We start from the raw sequence: 19,000 nt of genomic DNA on the forward strand, positions 1-19,000 counted from the left end.
CGACGGTGGCAGGAGAAGCTGTTATGTCCAAAACATCCGTGAAATCGACCGCGCTGGAACAGCGGGTCAGCCTTGGCGAGCATGGTGCCGCTGCATGGTCGATGCAAATCGTCACCCGCTACGGTCTGCTACTGCTGTGCATCCTGCTTACTCTGCTGTTTTCCGTGCTCTCGCCGTCATTCGCCAGCATGCTGACGTTGCAGGCGATCCTCGCCAGTAAAGCCAAAATCGCCCTGCTGGCACTGGCGGCCACCATCCCGATGATTGTCGGCAAAATCGACCTTAACGTCGGCTTTGGTATTGTGCTGTGGCATATCCTCGCCATCACCTTACAGGTGGAATATGGCTTCTCCTGGCAGATGGCGGTGCTGACCGTGCTGGCGATTTCCGCGCTCTACGGGCTGCTGAACGGCATTCTGGTAGCGCTGGCCGATATCGACAGCTTCGTTGCCACCCTCGGTTCCGGCACCGTGCTGTATGCCGTGGCACTGTGGCACTCCGGCGGCCGCCAGATTGTCGGCGATCTGCCGGATGCCTTCACCGCCCTGCACCATACCGAAATCTTCGGTATTCCGGTGGGTGCCTTCTACGTGCTGGCGGTAGCCATCATCCTGTGGCTGATCACCGAACACACCCCGCTCGGACGCTGCATGTATGCCGTCGGCGGCAACCCTGCTGCGGCACGGCTCAACGGCATTGCCGTCAACAAATTTACTATCGGTGCCTTTATCGCCTCCAGCGTACTGACCGGGTTTAGCGGGGTGCTGATCGCGGCTGAACAGGGTGTCGGCCAGGCCAGCGTGGGTATGGATTACCTGCTGCCCGCCCTGGTGGGCGCGTTCCTCGGCAGCACCACCATCCGTCCGGGCCGCGTCAACGTCTGGGGCACCGTGGTGGGGATTGCTATCCTGGCGATCGGCATCGCCGGTATCCAGCAGTTCGGCGGCGATTTCTGGGTAGAGCCGCTGTTTAACGGTGCCACTTTACTGCTCTCCATTACCCTCGCCGGTTACGCCCAGCGCCGCCGGATGCTGAACCAAAAGGCCGTGGTGCGCAGTCAAAGCACCCCGGCTACCACTCCTGACAATAACCAGAAAACCATCACTCCAGGGAGTACCCTATGAAACGCCATCTTCTTGCTCTGACCCTTGGCACCCTGCTGGCAGGTTCGCTGCCCGCCTGGGCCGACAGCTACCTCGATCAGGCCACCGCCGCCATTACTAAAGCCACGGCCAGCGTCACCGAGTGGGACGGCCCGACCACCGGGCCTGTCCTGCAAAAGAATAAGAAGGTGATTTTTATCGCCTCGGATATGAAAAATGGCGGCGTACAGGGCGTGCAGCAGGGGCTGAGTGAAGCCGCCGCTGCCGCAGGCTGGAAGCTGGAAACCCTCGACGGTGGCGGCTCGGTAAAAGACCAGTTGGCCGCGCTGAACCAGGCCATTGCTCAGCGCCCGGACGGCATCGTGATTGGCGGCTGGAATCCGAACGTTGCCAAAATTCCGCTGAAAAAAGCCCTTCAGCAAAAAATCGTGCTGATGGCCTGGCACGCGGAACCTCAGCCAGGGCCGATTGCTAAATACGGTGTGGTCGCCAACATCACTTCTGACTCCAACGAAGTGGCCCGCCTCGCCGCGCAGTATGCGGTGGTACAGTCCGGCGGCAAGGCACAGGTGCTGATCTTCACCGATTCGCTCTACCAAATCGCACTGGATAAGGCCAATGCGATGAAGCAGGAAATTGAGAAGTGCAGCGGCTGTAAAGTGGTGGAGTTTATCGATACGCCGCTGGCCGACACCGCCAACCGCATGCCCTCCATGACCTTCAGTCTGTTGCAGAAGTACGGCGATAAGTTCCAGTACGCGCTGGCAATCAACGATCTCTACTTTGACTTTATGGCCCCCGCGCTGAAAACCGCCGGTAAAGGCGGTAAAAATGCGCCGTTTAATATCTCCGCCGGGGACGGCTCAATCTCTGCCTTCCAGCGTATCCGCAGCGGTGACAGCCAGATCGGCACCGTGGCCGAGCCGCTGAAACTGCACGGCTGGCAGCTGCTGGATGAGTTTAACCGTGCCTTTGCCGGGCAGCCGCCGTCAGGTTACGTCACCCCCGCGCACCTGATCACCAAAGAAAATATTGGCAGTGACGGCGGTCCGCAGAACCATTACGACCCGCAGAACGACTATCAGGGACACTACAAAACCATCTGGGGCGTGAAGTAACGGAGGCGTTATGCAGACCGATAATCTCAGGCTGGAAACGCTCTGCTCCCCGGCGATATGGGCAGAGGGACCGGTGTGGCTGCCAGAGCAGGACGCCGTGGTGTTCAGCGATGTGAAAGGCAACCGCATGTTCCGCTGGCAGCGTAGCGGTGAGGTGAGTCTCTGGCGCTCACCCTCGCATTATGCCAACGGTAACGCCCGCGATAATGAGGGCCGGGTGGTCAGCTGCGAGCATGGCCGCCGTGCTATCAGCCGTACCGAGCATGATGGCAGCGTCACACTGCTGGTGGAGAAGGTCGAGGGTAAACGCTTTAACTCGCCGAACGATGTGGTGGTGCGATCCGACGGAACGATCTGGTTCACCGATCCCCCTTACGGCATCGTCAGTGACGACGAGGGTTATCACGCGCACAGCCAGGTGATCGGCTGTTACCTCTACTGCTTCGACCCGGCCAGCGGACAACTGACTATCGCCGCCAGCGATCTGCAACGCCCCAACGGGCTGGCCTTTTCGCCCGACGAGCGTCTGTTGTATGTGGCGGATATGTCCATCGTCGACTTCCCGACGCTGGGCCGCCGTCAGCTGCGGGTCTATCCGGTCGAGGGACGGGAGCTGGGAGCTGGGCGGCAGTTTGCCGAGGTCGCCCCCGGTTTCCCGGATGGCTTCTGCGTGGATAACCGCGGCAACCTTTATTGCAGCTGCGCCGATGGGGTGATTATTTTCGACAGCCTGGGCCAGACGCGGGGCAAGATCCCCGTGCCGGAACGGGTGTCGAACTGCACCCTCGGCGGCCCGGACGGTAACGAGCTGTATATCACTGCGACCACCTCGCTGTACCGGGTGATCATCGGTTAACGGCCGGGCGAGGCATGCCTCGCCCCTACGGTGACGGGGATCGGTTCGGGCCGGGCGAGGCATGCCTCGCCCCTGGGGTGACGGGATCGGTTCGGGCCGGGCGAGGCGTGCCTCGCCCCTGGGGTGACGGGGATCGGTTCGGGATGGGCGAGGCGTGCCTCGCCCCTGGGGTGACGGTGCCGTCGGTTTTTTAATATGTAGGGGTCAGGCATGCCTGACCCGGTTTCCCCACGCCTCAATTTCACCCAATGTGTTGGCGATCACATAACCCAACACTATTTTTATCTCACTGTTTTATAAAGATTAAATTCCACTCCGTTTCTTTGACTTGTTCCCACCAGGCGCATAGGATTTATTTGGAACGATATTCCACATATTGAAATAAAGCCACCTCCGGGGAGAAACAGCAGTATGAGAATCAGCTATCAGCAGTTGAAACAAGAGTTCCTGCGGGTGTTACTGGCACGCGGCGTGGCGGCAGATAAAGCCGAAAGCTGCGCCACCCTGTTCGCCGACACCAGCGAGAACGGCGTTTACTCCCACGGGGTGAATCGTTTCCCCCGCTTTATCCAGCAGCTGGATGCCGGGCACATCGTGCCGCAGGCCGAAGCGGAAAAAATCCTCTCGCTGGGCGCTATCGAACAGTGGGATGCCCACCGCGCCATCGGTAACCTCACCGCCCAAAGCATGATGGATCGCGCCATTGCGCTGGCCGACGACCACGGTATTGGGCTGGTGGCGCTGCGTAATGCCAACCACTGGATGCGCGGCGGCAGCTACGGCTGGCAGGCAGCGGAAAAAGGCTATATCGGGGTCTGCTGGACCAACTCCATCGCGGTGATGCCGCCGTGGGGGGCAAAAAACTGCGCCATCGGTACCAACCCGCTGATCGTCGCCGTGCCGGGTGAACCGATCACCATGGTCGATATGTCGATGTCGATGTTCTCCTACGGCATGCTGGAAGTGAATCGCCTGGCGGGCAAAACGCTGCCGGTCGACGGCGGTTTTGACAATGACGGGGAATACACCCGCGATCCCGCCACGATTGAAGAAAATCGCCGCATTTTACCCATGGGTTACTGGAAAGGCTCCGCCCTGTCCATCGTACTGGATATGGTCGCCACCCTGCTCTCCAACGGTGCCTCCGTCACGGAAGTCACCGAAGACAACGGCGACGAATTCGGTATCTCCCAGGTGTTTATCGCCATTGACGTTGACCGTCTGATCGACGGCGCCACCCGCGACAGCAAGCTGGCACGCATCCGCGAGTCCATCACCGGAGCCGAGCGCGCCGATAGCCAGCAGGCCATCCGTCTGCCTGGCCATAAATTCCCCGGTATCCGTGCTGAGAACCAGCGCCTCGGCATTCCGGTGGATGAACGCGTCTGGGCACGCATCCAGGCAATGTAAGGGAGGAAACCGCATGATTTTTGGCCATATCAACAACACCGATGCCCACCACTATCCGCCGACGATTGCACACGCCATCGACTGGTTAGCCCGCCACGATCTGGCCAGCATGGCAGCCGGGCGCTATCAGGACGATCACACCGGCTGGCAGATACAGGTGCTGGATCTGCACACCGCTCCGCACGGCGATAACTACCCTGAGGCGCACCGCCGTTTTATCGATGTGCAGTACCTGGTGTCCGGTAATGAGCTGATGGGCGTGGCAACGGAGAAGTGTGAACCCGCTATCCACCAGCCCTATGACGACGAACGCGACATCATCTTTTACCAGGATGCCCCACATGAAACCCTGGTGCTGATGCAGCCAGGCCATTTTGCGGTGTTCTTCCCGCAGGATATTCACCGTCCGAACTGTGCGGTGAATGCTCCCGAAGCCATTCGCAAGGTGGTGGTGAAGATCCCCACGGCCGATCTCGCTGACTAAAAGAGGATCACTATGAGCCTGACTTCCACATCGATCTCACGCGAAGGGATCCCTTCGCTGCGCTGGCTGCGGATCATTCCACCGATCCTGATCACCTGCATTATTTCCTATATGGACCGGGTCAATATCGCCTTCGCCATGCCCGGCGGGATGGACGCCGACCTCGGCATCAGCGCCTCGATGGCCGGGCTGGCTGGGGGGATCTTCTTTATCGGTTACCTGTTCTTGCAGGTGCCCGGCGGAAAGCTGGCGGTCTACGGCAACGGTAAACGCTTTATTGGCTGGTCGCTGCTGGCCTGGGCGGTGATCTCTCTGCTGACCGGGCTGGCGACGAATCAGTATCAACTGCTGGCGCTGCGCTTTGCGCTGGGGGTTTCCGAAGGTGGGATGTTGCCGGTGGTGCTGACCATGATCGGCAACTGGTTCCCCGATGCCGAACGCGGCCGTGCCAACGCAATTGTGATCATGTTTGTGCCGATCGCCGGGATCCTCACCGCCCCACTTTCCGGCTGGATCATTACCGCCTGGGACTGGCGCATGCTGTTCTTTGTGGAAGGCGTGCTGTCGCTGTTTGTCATGGGGCTGTGGCATTTCACCATCAGCAACCGCCCGCAAGAGGCGAAGTGGATCTCGCCCGCTGAAAAACAGTATCTGATCAAAACCCTGCACGACGAACAGCTGCTGATCAAAGGCAAAAACACCCGTAAAGCCTCGCTACGCCAGGTAATGAAAGAGCCGGTGATGTGGCGACTGATCATGGTGAATTTCTTCTACCAGACCGGGATCTACGGTTACACGCTGTGGCTACCCACCATCCTGAAAGGGCTGACCAACGGTAACCTGGAGCAGGTCGGTTTTCTGGCGATCCTTCCCTATGTCGGGGCGATCTTCGGTATGTTCCTGTTCTCATCGCTGTCCGATGCTACCGGGCGGCGCAAGCTGTTCGTCGCCCTGCCGCTGGCCGGGTTTGCCCTCTGCATGGCGCTGTCAGTCCTGCTGAAATCTCATATCTGGTGGTCGTACGCCGCGCTGTGCGGCTGCGGGTTCTTTATTCAGTCGGCAGCAGGGGTGTTCTGGAGTATCCCTCCCCGCCTGTTTAATGCCGAAGTGGCAGGCGGTGCGCGCGGCGTGATTAACGCGCTGGGTAACCTCGGCGGCTTCTGTGGTCCTTATATGGTCGGCGTGCTGATTGTCGCTTACAGCAAAGATGCCGGGGTTTACAGCCTGGCAATCTCACTGACGATTGCCTCGCTGCTGGCGCTGACGCTGCCTGCGCGTTGCGATGCACAAAACAGGGAGGCAGCATGAACTACTGGTTAGGGCTGGACTGCGGCGGCACCTTCATTAAGGCCGGATTGTATGACGCTGAAGGGCGTGAACGCGCGGTGGCACGGCAGACTCTGCCAGTGCTGGTGCCGGAGCCGGGGCGTGCAGAACGCGATATGCCGCTGCTGTGGCAGCAGGCTGCCCGCGTGATTGCTGAGGTGCTGCAAAACAGCGGGCTGGAGGCTGCTCAGGTGGCAGGCGTGGGCATTTCCGCGCAGGGTAAGGGGCTGTTTTTGCTGGATAAACAGCAGAAACCGCTGGGCAACGGCATCCTCTCGTCCGATCGCCGGGCGCTGGCGCTGGTGCAACAGTGGCAGCGCGAAGGGATGCCGCAGACGCTCTACCCGCTGACGCGGCAAACGCTGTGGACCGGGCACCCGGTGTCGCTGCTGCGCTGGTTAAAAGAGCATGAGCCGCAGCGCTATGCGGCCATTGGCAGCGTGCTGATGGCCCATGACTATCTGCGCTATTGCCTGACCGGAAAACTGGCCTGCGAAGAGACCAATATTTCTGAATCCAATCTCTACGATATGGAGAAAGGTGACTGGTCTGCCGCCCTGGCGGACACCCTCGGCCTCGGCGATATTCTGCCTGCCCTGCCTCCAATTGTCGGCCCGACCGCCATCGCCGGAGAGGTGACAGCGGAAGCCGCAGCATTGTGCGGGCTGCGTGCAGGTACGCCTGTGGTCGGCGGGTTGTTTGATGTGGTGTCTGCCGCGCTGTGCGCCGGGCTGCATGACGATACCCGACTGAACGCGGTGATGGGCACCTGGTCGGTCACCAGCGGCATTACCGACCGCATCAGCGATGAAAGTGGCCATCCGTTCGTGTACGGGCGCTACGCCATTGAGGGGCAGTACATCATTCACGAAGCCAGCCCGACCTCGGCGGCCAATCTGGAGTGGTTCTGCCAGCAGTGGGGGATTGACGACTATGCACAGCTGAATCAGTGGGTCGCCGCTCTGCCCCCGGCACAAAGCTCGCTGTTGTTCCTGCCGTTCCTTTACGGCTGCAACGCCGGGGCCGACCTGCACGGCAGCTTCTTTGGTTTGCAGGCAGGCCATCAGCGCGGCCACCTGGTGCAGGCGATCTACGAGGGCGTGGTGTTCTCGCACCTCACCCATCTCAACCGCATTCTTACCCGCTTCCCGCAGGTCAGCGCCCTGCGCCTGAGCGGCGGGCCAACGCGTTCCGCTGAGTGGATGCAGATGTTTGCCGATGCCAGCGGGCTGCCCGTCGAGATCCCACAGATTGAAGAAAGCGGCTGCCTGGGGGCGGCGCTGGCGGCGATGACGGGTACCGGAGCCTGGACCTCCCTGCAACAGGCGCAGCAGGCGCTGGCACCCGTCATCATCAGCTATCAGCCGGACGCACAACGTCATGTGTTGTATCAGAAAAAATACCAGCGTTATCAGCAGCTACTCACGGCGCTGATCGCCGCACAAGGAGTCACACCATGAGTCATTCACGGGTTCCCCAGCTGCAGCTGGCGCTCGATCACACCCAGCTGGATGCCGCGCTGGAGACGGCGCAGCGCCTGCATCAGCAGGTCGATATCGTGGAAGCGGGCACCATTCTCTGCTTCAGCGCCGGAATTGACGCCGTACGCCAGCTGCGCCAGCAGCTACCGGGGAAAACGCTGGTGGCCGATTTTAAAGTGGCGGATGCCGGGGCCACGCTGGCAAAACTGGCGTTTGAAGCCGGGGCCAACTGGATGACGGTGATCTGTGCGGCACCGCTGGCGACCTTTGCCAGCGCGCTGGAGGTGGCGCATCAGCACCAGGGCGATATCCAGATTGAGCTGTTCGGCCACTGGACGATGGAAGAGGCTAAGCGCTGGCGTGAACTGGGGCTGACGCAGGCCATCTACCATCGTGGGCGCGACGCCCAGGCCAGCGGCCAGCAGTGGAGCCCGCAGGATCTGGACGCGATGAAAGCGCTCTCCGACCTGGGTTTTGCCCTGTCGGTCACCGGGGGGATCACCCCGGACGAGTTGCCGCAGTTTAAACAAATTGATGTGAAAGCCTTTATCGTCGGCCGGGCGCTCAGCGAAAGTGCCGACGGGCTGGCCACCGCCGCCGAGTTTCATCAGGCGATTGCCAACATCTGGGGACACTAACCATGCGCCAACACCCGCTGGGAATTTATGAAAAAGCCCTGCCTTCTCATCTGAGTTGGCCGGAACGCCTTGCCCTGGCGAAAGCCTGCGGCTTCGACTTCGTCGAGATGTCGGTGGATGAAACCGACCTGCGCCTGTCGCGCTTTCAGTGGAGCAAGGAGCAGCGCCTGTCGCTGGTCAACGCGATGATGGAAACCGGGGTGACCATTCCCTCGATGTGCCTGTCCGGTCATCGCCGTTTTCCGTTCGGCAGCCGCGACCCGGCCATCCGTGAGCAGGCCTATAAGCTGATGGAGCAGGCGATCCAGCTGGCAAAAGACGTCGGCATCCGCACCATCCAGCTGGCGGGCTACGACGTCTACTACGAACCGCACGATGAAGGCACGGTGGCACGCTTTGCCGAAGGGCTGGCGTGGGCGGTGGATCGCGCCGCGGCGGCGCAGGTGATGCTGGCCGTCGAAATCATGGATACCGAATTTATGAACGCCATCAGCAAATGGAAACACTGGGATAAGCAGCAGGCCTCGCCGTGGTTCACCGTCTACCCTGATGTCGGCAACCTGACGGCCTGGGGCAACGACGTCGCCGCCGAACTGGCGCTGGGCATTGACCGCATTGCCGCTATCCATTTGAAGGATACCCAGCCCGTCACCGCGAGTTCGCCGGGGCAGTTTCGTGACGTGCCGTTTGGCGAGGGTTGCGTCGATTTTGTCGGCGTGTTCCGCACGCTGAAGCAGCTTAACTATCGTGGCGCATTCCTGATTGAGATGTGGACAGAAAAAGCCGAGGAGCCGGTGGCCGAGATCGTGCAGGCCCGGCGCTGGATTGAACAAAAAATGCAGGAAGGAGGCTTACAATGAGCTTATCAACGCTGAAACAGCAGGTTTTCGAGGCCAATCTGGCGCTGCCGCGCCACCATCTGGTGACCTTTACCTGGGGCAACGTCAGCGCCATTGACCGCAGCAGCGGGTTGGTGGCGATCAAGCCTTCCGGCGTGGAGTATGACGGCATGACCGTTGACGATATTGTGGTGGTGGAGCTGGAAAGCGGCCGCACGGTGGAAGGCAGCAAGAAGCCCTCTTCCGATACCGCCACCCACCTGGCGCTGTACCGGGCGTTTGCTGATATCGGCGGCATCGTGCACACCCATTCGCGCCATGCCACCATCTGGGCGCAGGCCGGGCTGGATCTGCCTGCCTGGGGCACCACCCACGCGGATTATTTCTACGGCACCATTCCCTGCACGCGCCTGATGACGCCACAGGAGATCGCTGAGGATTACGAACACAACACCGGTGAAGTGATTATCGATACGTTCCGCTCACGCGACATCAGCCCGACGGCGATCCCGGCGGTGCTGGTCAACGCCCACGGGCCGTTCGCCTGGGGTAGTAACGCGGATAACGCCGTACATAACGCGGTGGTGCTGGAAGAGATTGCCTATATGGGAATTTTCTCGCGTCAGCTGACGCCGGGGATGCGTGATATGCAGCAGGTGCTGCTGGATAAACATTATTTGCGTAAGCACGGGGCGGGGGCGTATTACGGGCAATAATGGCCTGCAATGGGCAGACCGGTAGTCCAGGGCGAGGCGTGCCTCGCCCCTACGAGTTCCTGTCGTCCAGGTCGAAGCGTGCCTCGCCCCTACGAGTTCCTGTCGTCCAGAGCGAGGCGTGCCTCGCCCCTACGAGTTCCTGTCGTCCAGGGCGAGGCGTGCCTCGCCCCTACGAAAGCATGATGTGTCGCTCAGCCCGTTACGGCGTCAACTTCTCTACATCAACATTCCCCTGCTGATGCACCACGGCCTCATCCTTACGCACCTTCGCCACATCACCGGCCGACACCGCAGACGTTGCGGTATTGCCCCAGCTGGTGCGGACAAAGTTCACCACATCGGCGACCTGCTGGTCGTTCAGACGCCAGCCAAACGCCGGCATGGTGATGGTGGTCGGTGCATCTTTCATGCCCGGCAGCTGTGCGCCACTCAGCACGATATGGATCAGCGATGTGGGATCTTCGGCCAGCACCACCGGATTCCCGCGCAGTTCCGGGAAGAAGCGTTTATAGCCGCTGCCATCGGTCTTATGACAGGCCGCGCAGCTGTCGACATATACCGACGCCCCGGTCTTGCTGTCATCGCCCTTCCACAGCGCTTTCGCAACGGTGTCATCCGGTGTGAAGCCCACCTGATTCGGATCTTTCGCGCCCAGCGACTTCAGATAGCGAGCAATCGCCGTCGCATCCTCTGGCGTCAGGTGTTGCAGGCTGTGCTGCACGACATCGGTCATGCCGCCGAACACCGCCGTATGATCGTTGCGCCCCATACGCAGGAACTGCACCAGATCATCTTCGCTCCAGCGGCCCAGGCCATCACGCCCGTCACCTCTGAGATTGCTCGCCGTCCAGCCGTCAATCGGTGCATTGCTGCCGGAAAGGAAGTCGCTGCCCTCATCATTGTTCAGCGCTTTTTCCTGCATGGTAATACTACGCGGCGTGTGGCAGGCACCACAGTGGCCCAGCCCTTCCACCAGATACTGGCCGCGCGCCAGCACCGCATCCTGCCCTTTGATCGGCTGGAACGCCTTCACATCCGGGGCAAATATTCCACGCCAGATCGCCAGCGGCCAGCGCATCGACAGCGGCCACGGAATGTCGCTCTCCTGATTCGCCTGTGCCACCGGCTTTACGCCGTGCATAAAGTAAGCGTACAGCGCCTGCATATCGTCGTCGCTGACCACCGCATAAGAGGGATACGGCATCGCCGGGTACAGCGTATCACCGTTTTTCGCCACGCCATGACGTACCGCTTTCTGGAAATCGTCGTAGCTGTAACCCCCAATCCCACTCTGCTTATCCGGGGTGATATTGGTGGAGTAAATCGTGCCGATCGGCGTTGCCATCGGCAGCCCACCCGCGAACGGCTCGCCGCCCGCTTTGGTGTGGCAGGCCACGCAGTCCCCGGCACGGGCGAGGTAATCACCGCGTTGAATCAGGGCATCGTTGTTGTCGTCTGCCAGTGCGCTAAACGCCACCATGCCCGGCAACAGGGCAATAAGAAGTAACTTTTTCATCTGCTTATCCTTATGCCTGCACCAGTGGACCCGGGTTTTTCAGGTACTGTTCGCGAATCGCTTTCGCCGACCAGTAGGTCAGCGCTGCCACCATGCCCGTCGGGTTGTAGCCCAGACCCTGCGGGAACGCCGAGGCACCGGGAACAAACACGTTCGGGACATCCCAGCTCTGGAGATAGCGGTTAATGGCACTGGTTTTCGGATCTTCACCCATGATCGCGCCACCGTTCATATGGGTGGTTTGATACACGGTGGTATCGAAGTGGGTTCCCGCCGCTTTCGGCGCACCACTGATCAGCTTAGGATTCATCGCTTCTGCAATCTTGTGCATCCGGCCATGCATAAACTGTGACATCTTGATGTCGTTGTCCTGCCAGTCAAAGGTCATACGCAGCAACGGCTGGCCGTGCACATCCTTGTAGTTCGGATCAAGATCGAGGTAGTTATTGCGATAAGACTGATGTGCACCGTGGGCATCCATCGACACGTGGTGGGTATAGTGATCCGCCACCGCCGCCTTCCACTTGCTGCCCCAGTTCGGCGTGCCCGGAGGCGTTGGCAGGCCAGAAATCGGCTTCACGCCCGCCTGGTTAACCCACATTGGTGAACCGCCGACAAAGCCATATTTGGCATGGTCAAAGTTATCCGCATTGAAGTCATCCACGCCGACCCCCGCGCCACCGGCACCGATAAAGTTATTGGTGAAGACGTCTTTATCGAAGAACGCCTTAATGGTGGAGATGTTCTGGTAGGCAAAGTTGCGCCCGACGGTGCCTTCGTTAGTCACCGGATCGTACGGCTTGCCGATGCCGGACAGCAGCATCAGATGCACGTTATGGAACTGGAAGGCGGAGAGGATCACCAGATCCGCGGGTTGAACGTTCTCACGCCCCAGACCATCCACATAGGTCACCCCTGTGGCATGTTTCTTATCGTCGGTCAGATTCACACGCAACACATAGGCATTGTTGCGCAGCTCAAACTTCGGCTCCTGGCGCAGCGCAGGCAGGATATTCACGTTCGGTGAGGCTTTGGAATACATGTAGCAGGCATAACCGCTGCAATAGCCGCAGAAGTTGCACGGCCCCATCTGCGCACCGTAAGTATTGGTATAAGGGCCAGAGGTATTGGCCGAGGGCAGATCGTAAGGATGGTAGCCAATGCTTTCTGCCGCTTGGGCGAACAGCTGCGCGGAGTAAGTGCGCTTCTGCGCAGGCAGCGGGAAATCAGCAGAACGGTCCGGGGCAAACGGGTTACCTTTGCCGCCCTGGCCAACCACTTTGCCCTTCACACTCCACGCCGAACCGGACGTGCCAAACACGCGTTCGGCCTGATCGAAGAACGGTTCCAGTTCATCGTACGTGACGCCGAAATCCTGAATGGTCATGCCATCCGGGATAAAGCTTTTGCCATAGCGCTCTTCATAGTGGCTGCGCATGCGCAGTTCCATCGGGTCGACGCGGAAATGCACGCCGGACCAGTGCAGACCTGCGCCGCCGGTGCCGGTGCCGGGCAAAAAGGCCGCCAACTGACGGTACGGCTGGGCAGTCTGCGCAGCATTATGACGAATGGTGACAGTGCTTTTTGACAGATCCTGGAACAGCTTTTTACGGATGTTATAGGTCAGTTCGTCAATCACCTGCGGATAGGCGCCATCAGGGTAAGTATCACGATGCGGGCCGCGCTCCAGCGCCACCACGTTCAGACCGGCTTCGGTCAGCTCTTTCGCCATAATCGCCCCGGCCCAGCCGAAACCAACGATCACTGCATCCACTTTTTTCTGTTCGTTTGCCATGGTTATGCTCTTTCCCCGCGAATTGATACCGGCGGCAGCGTGTAGCGCTCGCCGCGTTCCACCCAGTCCATAAAGTCGGCGCGTGCGCCTGGGAAGTTAATCAGCTGCCAGCCGACCAGGCCCTGATTACCACCGTGGATCGGGTCGCTGAAGAAGCCTTCGCGGGTGTTTTGTAATAGGAAGGAGAAGAAGGTTTTGGCCGGGACCTGGGGCAGTTCAACGCTGCCCGCTTCCAGCGCCTGTAACAGCGCATCCTGCTGCTCGCCGCTCAACTGCGCGAACACGTTGCCGTGCTGCTGTTTCGCCAGCGCATCGGCATCGGCCAGGCCAAGACGGTAGATCTCACGCGGCGTCAGCGGCAGCTGATAGCCCAGCGCTTTATCGGCATCCGGGTGGAACGGTCCCTGCATATACCAGTTGCTGCCCGTGGCGTACGGGGTGTTCATCTGGCGGTCAATGTACTCGGGAACACCCGCTTCCAGCGCTCCGGGGCCACGCTCATCTGCCGGGATCAGTCGTGCGGCCGCCGCCTGAAGGAAAGCGTACTCTTCCGGGGTAAACCAGGTGGGCTGATAGTCGCGTGCTTTATGTGGCCCGGTGGCGGCGGCTTCTTTCGCCACCGCAGGAGCGACGGCGGCCAGTGACCCCAGCCCTGCGGTGCCAATCGCCATCGCCGGGGCGAGGGTAATGGTTTTCAGCAGAAAATCCCTGCGTGTACTGCCTGTTTTTTGCTCTGACATGACATTGCCTTCTCAAACGCTCGCATCGGCGATCGTAAAAATGGGGGTCGGATGATTTCTTAGTCACATGTAGTGTAGGGGTATTCTACTGTCCCGGCGGTTTAGGCTGTTATTGTTACCGGTAACAACACTCCCTACTTTAACAGTAATACGCACAAGGTGTGAGGGGATAGAAACAAAAAGGCACAATTTCATTAACAAATTACGTAGCAGGCAGAGGGCGAGGCATGCCTCGCCCCTACGGAGAATGACGTTGTGAACAGGGTTATGCCGGGCGTGGCGTGCCTCGCCCCTACGGAGAATGACGTTGTGGACAGGGTTATGCCGGGCGAGGCATGCCTCGCCCCTACAGGGGAAGTCGTTGTGGACAGGGTTATGCCGGGCGGGAATGACGTTGTGAACAGGATGATGTAGGGGTCGGGCATGCCCGACCCGGGGAGGTTAAAACTCTTGCAGGCGGCTTTCCGACGGCTGTGGTCGGCCAAAGTAGTACCCCTGGAACAGGGTACAACCTTCTGCTTTCAGGCGTTCAAACTGCTCGTTGCTTTCCACACCTTCCGCCGTGATCTGAATATCCAAACTGCGGCTCATGCCGGTGATAGCACGGATAATCGCCAGTGCTTCACGACTGTCATGCATATCGTTAATAAACGACTTGTCGATTTTGATTTTGTCGAACGGGAACGATCGCAGATAGCTGAGCGATGAATAGCCGGTACCAAAGTCATCCAGCGCAATACGCACGCCTAAGGCCTTCAGCTTCTGCAAGATATGGATATTCACCAGGGTGTTATCCAGCAGTACGGATTCGGTGATCTCCACTTCCAGCCGATGCGGTGCCAGACCGGAGTCCTTCAGCGCGGCTTCCACTACCGAGACCAGCGCGCTGTTTTTAAACTGCAATGGTGACAGGTTTACCGCCACGCTTTGCTCACCCGGCCAGGTGGCGGCCTCACGGCAGGCCTCATACAGGGCATAGGCTCCCAGGCTGTGGATCAGCCCGGTCTCTTCGGCAATCGGGATAAAGTCCATCGGCATAATCATGCCTCTTTCCGGATGATGCCAGCGCATCAGCGCTTCATAGCCGATGATCTCGCGGTGCAGGTTGTTCGTGATCGGCTGGTAATAGAGCCTGAGCTGGCGGCAGGTGATGGCCTCACGCAGGTCGCTTTCAATCACCCGGCGCTTCTGCGCCATATCACTCATGGCCGCCGTAAAGTGCTCAAAGCGGTTACGGCCGTTACGCTTGGCTTCGTACAGCGCCATATCCGCACAGCGCAGCAGTTCATCCGGCGTGGTCATGCCGCTGTCGGCAATCGCAATCCCCACACTCAGCCCGACGGAGAGATTGTGCCCATCCACGCTGAACGGCGGACGAATGGTATCAATCAGACGGCTGGCGACCACTTCGGCTTCCTGCTGATGCGTCAGCCCTGGCAACACAATCGAGAACTCGTCGCCACCGCTGCGTGCCAGCGTGTCCTGCTCGCGCAATACTGCGCGCAGCCGCACCGCCACCGAACGCAGCAGATCATCACCCACCTGATGACCCAGCGCATCGTTAACGTTTTTAAAATTATCCAGATCAAGCCCTAGCGTTGCCGTCTTGCGCCGCGCATCACGGTCTTCACGCAGCGCCTCGGTCAGGCGCTGGCTGAACAGAACGCGGTTGGGCAGGCTGGTGAGGTTATCGTGATGCGCCATATGGTGAATACGGGCATCCGCAGCGCGCTGATCGGTTACATCATCCGCGATCAGCAGCACATAGTTATGGTGCTCATCGTTACCACGAATGATCGATGCGCTGCCGTTGATAATACGGTCACCGCCCGGCGTGGTCAGCAGCCGCTCGTTGCGCTGCATCCCCTCTTTACGCTGTGCGGTATCAGAGAGTTGCATAAAGTACTCCCCCATCTCTGCCGTCATACAGTCCGGCGCACGTTTGCCGATAAAGTCCCGCTGCGTGCCGCCCAGCAGTTTTTCTGCCTTGCTGTTGATCAACAGGATCTCGCGAGAAACTACATCTTCAACGATGACGCAGGAGGGGATGTTAGCAATGATGGTATCGAGAAATTTTGACAGTGAGGCCATTTTTTCACTGTTCTGCTCGGCCAGATCTTTCGAGCGCAGGATCTGCTGTTCGTACTCACGAACTTCGGTGCAGTCGCGGGTGATCTTGGCAAAGCCTATCAGCTGATCGTCATCATTACGGATCGCGTCGATCACCACATGGGCCCAGAAGGCGCTGCCATCTTTGCGATAACGCCAACCATAATCTTCGAAACGCCCGCTGGTGGCGGCTATTTTCAAATTGGTATCTGGCAGTTGCAGCAGGCGATCCTGAGCGCTGTAGAAGCAGGAGAAGTGCTTACCGACGATTTCTTCCGAGGTGTAGCCTTTGGCACGGCGTGCACCGGTATTCCAGTTCATCACCATGCCACGCGGGTCCAGCATATAGATGGCGTAATCTTTCACCCCTTCCACCAACACGCGGAATGTCTGCTCACGTTCGGTTTGTTCGCGCTGCATACGGCGCTGCTCGGTACAGTCGCGGGTAATTTTGGCGTAGCCAAGCAGCTTACCGTCATCGTCATGTACTGCATCAATAACCACGTGTGCCCAGAACGCGCTACCGTCTTTACGGTAACGCCAGCCCTGCTCTTCAAAACGCCCGGTGCGATAGGCCGTTTTCAGATTCTGTTCCGGCAATTTATTCAACCGATCCTGCGAACTGTAGAAACAGGAGAAGTGCTTACCGATGATCTCTTCAGCGGTATAGCCTTTAGAACGGCGGGCCCCGGCATTCCAGTTCACCACCAGGCCTTCCGCATCCAGCATGTAAATGGCGTAGTCGGTGACGCCTTCCACCAGCAGGCGGAAACGTTGTTCATGTGCACGCTGCTCGCTCAGCAGCCGTTGCTGTTCAGTGCAATCGCGGGTGATTTTGGCGAAACCGATTAACTCGCCACTCTCGCTGCGGATGGCATCAATGACCACATGAGCCCAGAAGGCGCTGCCATCTTTGCGATAGCGCCAGCCCTCCGTCTCATAGCGGCCACTCTCACGCGCGGTTCGCAACCCAAATTCCGGCAGGCCTTTTTGGCGATCTTCATAGCTGTAAAAGCAGCTAAAGTGCTTCCCGACGATCTCGGCAGGCAGGTAACCTTTGGCACGCTGTGCCCCCGGATTCCAGTTGGCGACGGTACCATCAGGCGTGAGCATATAGATCGCATAATCGACCACGCTTTGTACCAGCAGTCGGTACATAACATCTGAGTTTTCATTCATTATTAATTTCGCCTGGGCGCTGATGGTCATTTTCCCCTCTGAGGAAAACACTGTCAGCGCTGCAATACGCCGTTCGCTGGCGTAAAATATACCGCCCCCGCCCCCCGTAGGCAGCAGGATTCTTGTCTTTCAGTGTGCTCAATCCACACGGGTATAAACCGAAAACATCAGCCAATTCAAGCTAATTCAATCTATTGATAGCAGTTCATTGATCGTTATCGGCTTTGATTAAAAAACATTCAGCATTAATTTTCAGGCGACCACGCTATATAACGTGAATTTAAAGGTAAATTTGTTGTTTCTCTTCCAGAAAATAAAGATTACGGGGCAATTAACGGCATAAATAACCAAAGGAAATAAAGTATTTTCGTCACGGACATTAATAGATACAACCGTAACGAGATTACTCACAGGCAATCGCGGTATAACCACCAGACATTGACAGCGGAGTGCCTATGTTTAAATCCTTTTTCCCCAGGCCAGGGCTGTTTTTCAGCAGCGTAGTGATCTGGAGCCTGCTGGCCGTTTTGTTCTGGTTTGGCTATGCCGACAGCAAGTTCGCTCACCTGATGATCCATTTGACATGGATTCCCCCCGGCACGTTGCCCAACAACGCACTGCGTTTCATCTCCCCCGGCGAACTGGGTTTCTACAGCTATTACCTGCTGGTCACGCTGCTGTTTGCCGGAGGCTGGTTTGTTTTCAGCCCCCACCCCTGGCAGCGCTGGTCCATCCTCGGCAGTGCGCTGATTATCTTTGTCACCTGGTTTTCCGTGCAGGTGGGCGTGGCGATCAACAGCTGGTATGAGCCGTTCTATGACCTGATACAAAAGGCCATGGCACACCCGAACACTATTCAGATCTCGGCGTTTTATACCCAGATAAACGGCTTTCTCAGTATCGCGTTTATTGCCGTGGTGATTGATGTGCTGAATTTGTTTTTTATCAGCCACTTCGTGTTCCGCTGGCGCACCGCGATGAACAGTTACTACATGGAATACTGGCCGCGCCTGCGCCATATAGAAGGGGCCGCCCAGCGCGTGCAGGAAGACACCATGCGTTTCGCGTCCACGCTGGAGGATATGGGCGTCAGGTTGATTGATGCGGTGATGACGTTGATCGCCTTTTTACCGGTGCTGGTGGCGCTGTCAGTGCATGTGAAAAACGTGCCGATCCTGGGCCAGATTCCCTATGCGCTGGTGATAGCTGCGGTAGTCTGGTCACTGTTCGGCACCGGGCTACTGGCGGTAGTGGGGATTAAGCTGCCGGGGCTGTCGTTTCGTAATCAGCGGGTGGAAGCCGCTTACCGTAAAGAGCTGGTGTACGGTGAGGATGACGCGCAGCGCGCCAGCCCTCCGCTGGTACGCGATCTGTTCAGCCACGTACGTAAAAACTATTTTCGACTCTACTTTCACTATCTCTACTTCAATATCGCCCGCATTTTTTATCTGCAACTGGATGCGCTATTCAGCATCTTTGTGCTGTTTCCCTCGATCATCACTGGGGCGATCACCCTTGGCCTGCTGACGCAGATCACCAATGTGTTCGATCAAGTGCGCAACGCGTTCCAGTATCTGATCAATGCCTGGACTACTTTGGTGGAGCTGATGTCGATCTACAAGCGTCTGCGCAGCTTCGAGCGCGCACTGGATTAAGGAGGGCGGGCTGACCGAAGAAGAAGGTCAGCCCG

General features: G+C 58.6%; 15 protein-coding genes and 1 pseudogene. 12 read left to right on the forward strand and 4 right to left on the reverse strand.

The window, feature by feature from the left end; all coding sequences use genetic code 11:
• The first annotated feature begins 23 nt into the window (after positions 1-23).
• From LJN55_RS21140 to araD, 11 genes and pseudogenes are all read left to right on the forward strand, one after another.
• Positions 24-1,124: an ABC transporter permease gene (locus LJN55_RS21140; protein WP_133842613.1), complete on the forward strand. Its 1,101-nt coding sequence runs from the start codon at positions 24-26 to the stop codon at positions 1,122-1,124.
• Positions 1,121-2,221: an ABC transporter substrate-binding protein gene (locus LJN55_RS21145; protein WP_133842614.1), complete on the forward strand. Its 1,101-nt coding sequence runs from the start codon at positions 1,121-1,123 to the stop codon at positions 2,219-2,221. The genes LJN55_RS21140 and LJN55_RS21145 overlap by 4 nt, the downstream gene beginning before the upstream one ends.
• 10 nt (positions 2,222-2,231) lie before the next feature.
• Complete coding sequence (locus tag LJN55_RS21150; protein WP_167864304.1) at positions 2,232-3,077, forward strand: SMP-30/gluconolactonase/LRE family protein; 846 nt, start codon at positions 2,232-2,234, stop codon at positions 3,075-3,077.
• Positions 3,078-3,488: 411 nt separating this feature from the next.
• Positions 3,489-4,487, forward strand: coding sequence for a 3-dehydro-L-gulonate 2-dehydrogenase (gene yiaK, locus LJN55_RS21155; protein WP_227535227.1), 999 nt, complete (start codon positions 3,489-3,491; stop codon positions 4,485-4,487).
• Between the two features lie 13 nt (positions 4,488-4,500).
• Positions 4,501-4,971, forward strand: coding sequence for a YhcH/YjgK/YiaL family protein (locus LJN55_RS21160; RefSeq protein ID WP_133842617.1), 471 nt, complete (start codon positions 4,501-4,503; stop codon positions 4,969-4,971).
• A 12-nt stretch (positions 4,972-4,983) separates the two neighbouring features.
• Positions 4,984-6,279 (forward strand): MFS transporter, encoded by a 1,296-nt coding sequence (locus LJN55_RS21165; protein WP_133842618.1) that lies wholly within the window; start codon positions 4,984-4,986, stop codon positions 6,277-6,279.
• Positions 6,276-6,962 (forward strand): annotated as a pseudogene (locus tag LJN55_RS24090) (FGGY family carbohydrate kinase); the annotation flags it as partial. The gene LJN55_RS21165 and the pseudogene LJN55_RS24090, both read left to right, overlap by 4 nt.
• Before the next feature lie 96 nt (positions 6,963-7,058).
• Entirely contained in the window at positions 7,059-7,757 is a 699-nt protein-coding gene (locus tag LJN55_RS24095) for an FGGY-family carbohydrate kinase (protein WP_407647814.1), read from the forward strand.
• Positions 7,754-8,416, forward strand: coding sequence for a 3-keto-L-gulonate-6-phosphate decarboxylase UlaD (ulaD, locus tag LJN55_RS21175; RefSeq protein ID WP_159336764.1), 663 nt, complete (start codon positions 7,754-7,756; stop codon positions 8,414-8,416). The genes LJN55_RS24095 and ulaD overlap by 4 nt, the downstream gene beginning before the upstream one ends.
• A gap of 2 nt (positions 8,417-8,418) precedes the next feature.
• A complete protein-coding gene (locus tag LJN55_RS21180; RefSeq protein WP_227535230.1) occupies positions 8,419-9,276 on the forward strand; it encodes an L-ribulose-5-phosphate 3-epimerase in 858 nt (285 codons plus the stop codon).
• On the forward strand, positions 9,273-9,971 hold the full coding sequence (araD, locus tag LJN55_RS21185) for an L-ribulose-5-phosphate 4-epimerase (RefSeq protein ID WP_171149298.1): 699 nt from the start codon (positions 9,273-9,275) through the stop codon (positions 9,969-9,971). Before LJN55_RS21180 ends, araD begins: the two co-directional genes overlap by 4 nt.
• A 199-nt stretch (positions 9,972-10,170) precedes the next feature.
• Here araD and LJN55_RS21190 read toward each other — a convergent pair whose 3' ends face one another.
• The 4 genes from LJN55_RS21190 to LJN55_RS21205 all read right to left on the reverse strand — a co-directional run bounded on the left by LJN55_RS21190 (position 10,171) and on the right by LJN55_RS21205 (position 17,310).
• The gene (locus LJN55_RS21190) at positions 10,171-11,487 is read right to left on the reverse strand and encodes a cytochrome c (RefSeq protein ID WP_227535231.1); all 1,317 of its coding nucleotides are present in this window, start codon (positions 11,485-11,487) and stop codon (positions 10,171-10,173) included.
• 10 nt (positions 11,488-11,497) lie between these two features.
• On the reverse strand, positions 11,498-13,282 hold the full coding sequence (locus LJN55_RS21195) for a GMC family oxidoreductase (protein WP_167864302.1): 1,785 nt from the start codon (positions 13,280-13,282) through the stop codon (positions 11,498-11,500).
• 2 nt (positions 13,283-13,284) lie between these two features.
• Positions 13,285-14,022 (reverse strand): gluconate 2-dehydrogenase subunit 3 family protein, encoded by a 738-nt coding sequence (locus LJN55_RS21200; RefSeq protein WP_227535232.1) that lies wholly within the window; start codon positions 14,020-14,022, stop codon positions 13,285-13,287.
• Positions 14,023-14,463: 441 nt separating this feature from the next.
• Entirely contained in the window at positions 14,464-17,310 is a 2,847-nt protein-coding gene (locus LJN55_RS21205; RefSeq protein ID WP_159336762.1) for a sensor domain-containing protein, read from the reverse strand.
• Between the two features lie 455 nt (positions 17,311-17,765).
• Here LJN55_RS21205 and sbmA point away from each other — a divergent pair, with 455 nt between their 5' ends.
• Positions 17,766-18,965: a peptide antibiotic transporter SbmA gene (gene sbmA / locus LJN55_RS21210; RefSeq protein WP_227535233.1), complete on the forward strand. Its 1,200-nt coding sequence runs from the start codon at positions 17,766-17,768 to the stop codon at positions 18,963-18,965.
• Positions 18,966-19,000: the final 35 nt, after the last annotated feature.

The organism is Erwinia rhapontici (assembly GCF_020683125.1).
GTDB lineage: Bacteria > Pseudomonadota > Gammaproteobacteria > Enterobacterales > Enterobacteriaceae > Erwinia > Erwinia rhapontici.

Coding starts and splice junctions, on each gene's coding strand:
- LJN55_RS21140 (WP_133842613.1), top strand. CDS start 24: ATGTCCAAAACATCCGTGAAATCGACCGCGCTGGAACAGCGGGTCAGC.
- LJN55_RS21145 (WP_133842614.1), top strand. CDS start 1,121: ATGAAACGCCATCTTCTTGCTCTGACCCTTGGCACCCTGCTGGCAGGT.
- LJN55_RS21150 (WP_167864304.1), top strand. CDS start 2,232: ATGCAGACCGATAATCTCAGGCTGGAAACGCTCTGCTCCCCGGCGATA.
- yiaK (WP_227535227.1), top strand. CDS start 3,489: ATGAGAATCAGCTATCAGCAGTTGAAACAAGAGTTCCTGCGGGTGTTA.
- LJN55_RS21160 (WP_133842617.1), top strand. CDS start 4,501: ATGATTTTTGGCCATATCAACAACACCGATGCCCACCACTATCCGCCG.
- LJN55_RS21165 (WP_133842618.1), top strand. CDS start 4,984: ATGAGCCTGACTTCCACATCGATCTCACGCGAAGGGATCCCTTCGCTG.
- LJN55_RS24095 (WP_407647814.1), top strand. CDS start 7,059: ATGGGCACCTGGTCGGTCACCAGCGGCATTACCGACCGCATCAGCGAT.
- ulaD (WP_159336764.1), top strand. CDS start 7,754: ATGAGTCATTCACGGGTTCCCCAGCTGCAGCTGGCGCTCGATCACACC.
- LJN55_RS21180 (WP_227535230.1), top strand. CDS start 8,419: ATGCGCCAACACCCGCTGGGAATTTATGAAAAAGCCCTGCCTTCTCAT.
- araD (WP_171149298.1), top strand. CDS start 9,273: ATGAGCTTATCAACGCTGAAACAGCAGGTTTTCGAGGCCAATCTGGCG.
- LJN55_RS21190 (WP_227535231.1), bottom strand. CDS start 11,487: ATGAAAAAGTTACTTCTTATTGCCCTGTTGCCGGGCATGGTGGCGTTT.
- LJN55_RS21195 (WP_167864302.1), bottom strand. CDS start 13,282: ATGGCAAACGAACAGAAAAAAGTGGATGCAGTGATCGTTGGTTTCGGC.
- LJN55_RS21200 (WP_227535232.1), bottom strand. CDS start 14,022: ATGTCAGAGCAAAAAACAGGCAGTACACGCAGGGATTTTCTGCTGAAA.
- LJN55_RS21205 (WP_159336762.1), bottom strand. CDS start 17,310: ATGAATGAAAACTCAGATGTTATGTACCGACTGCTGGTACAAAGCGTG.
- sbmA (WP_227535233.1), top strand. CDS start 17,766: ATGTTTAAATCCTTTTTCCCCAGGCCAGGGCTGTTTTTCAGCAGCGTA.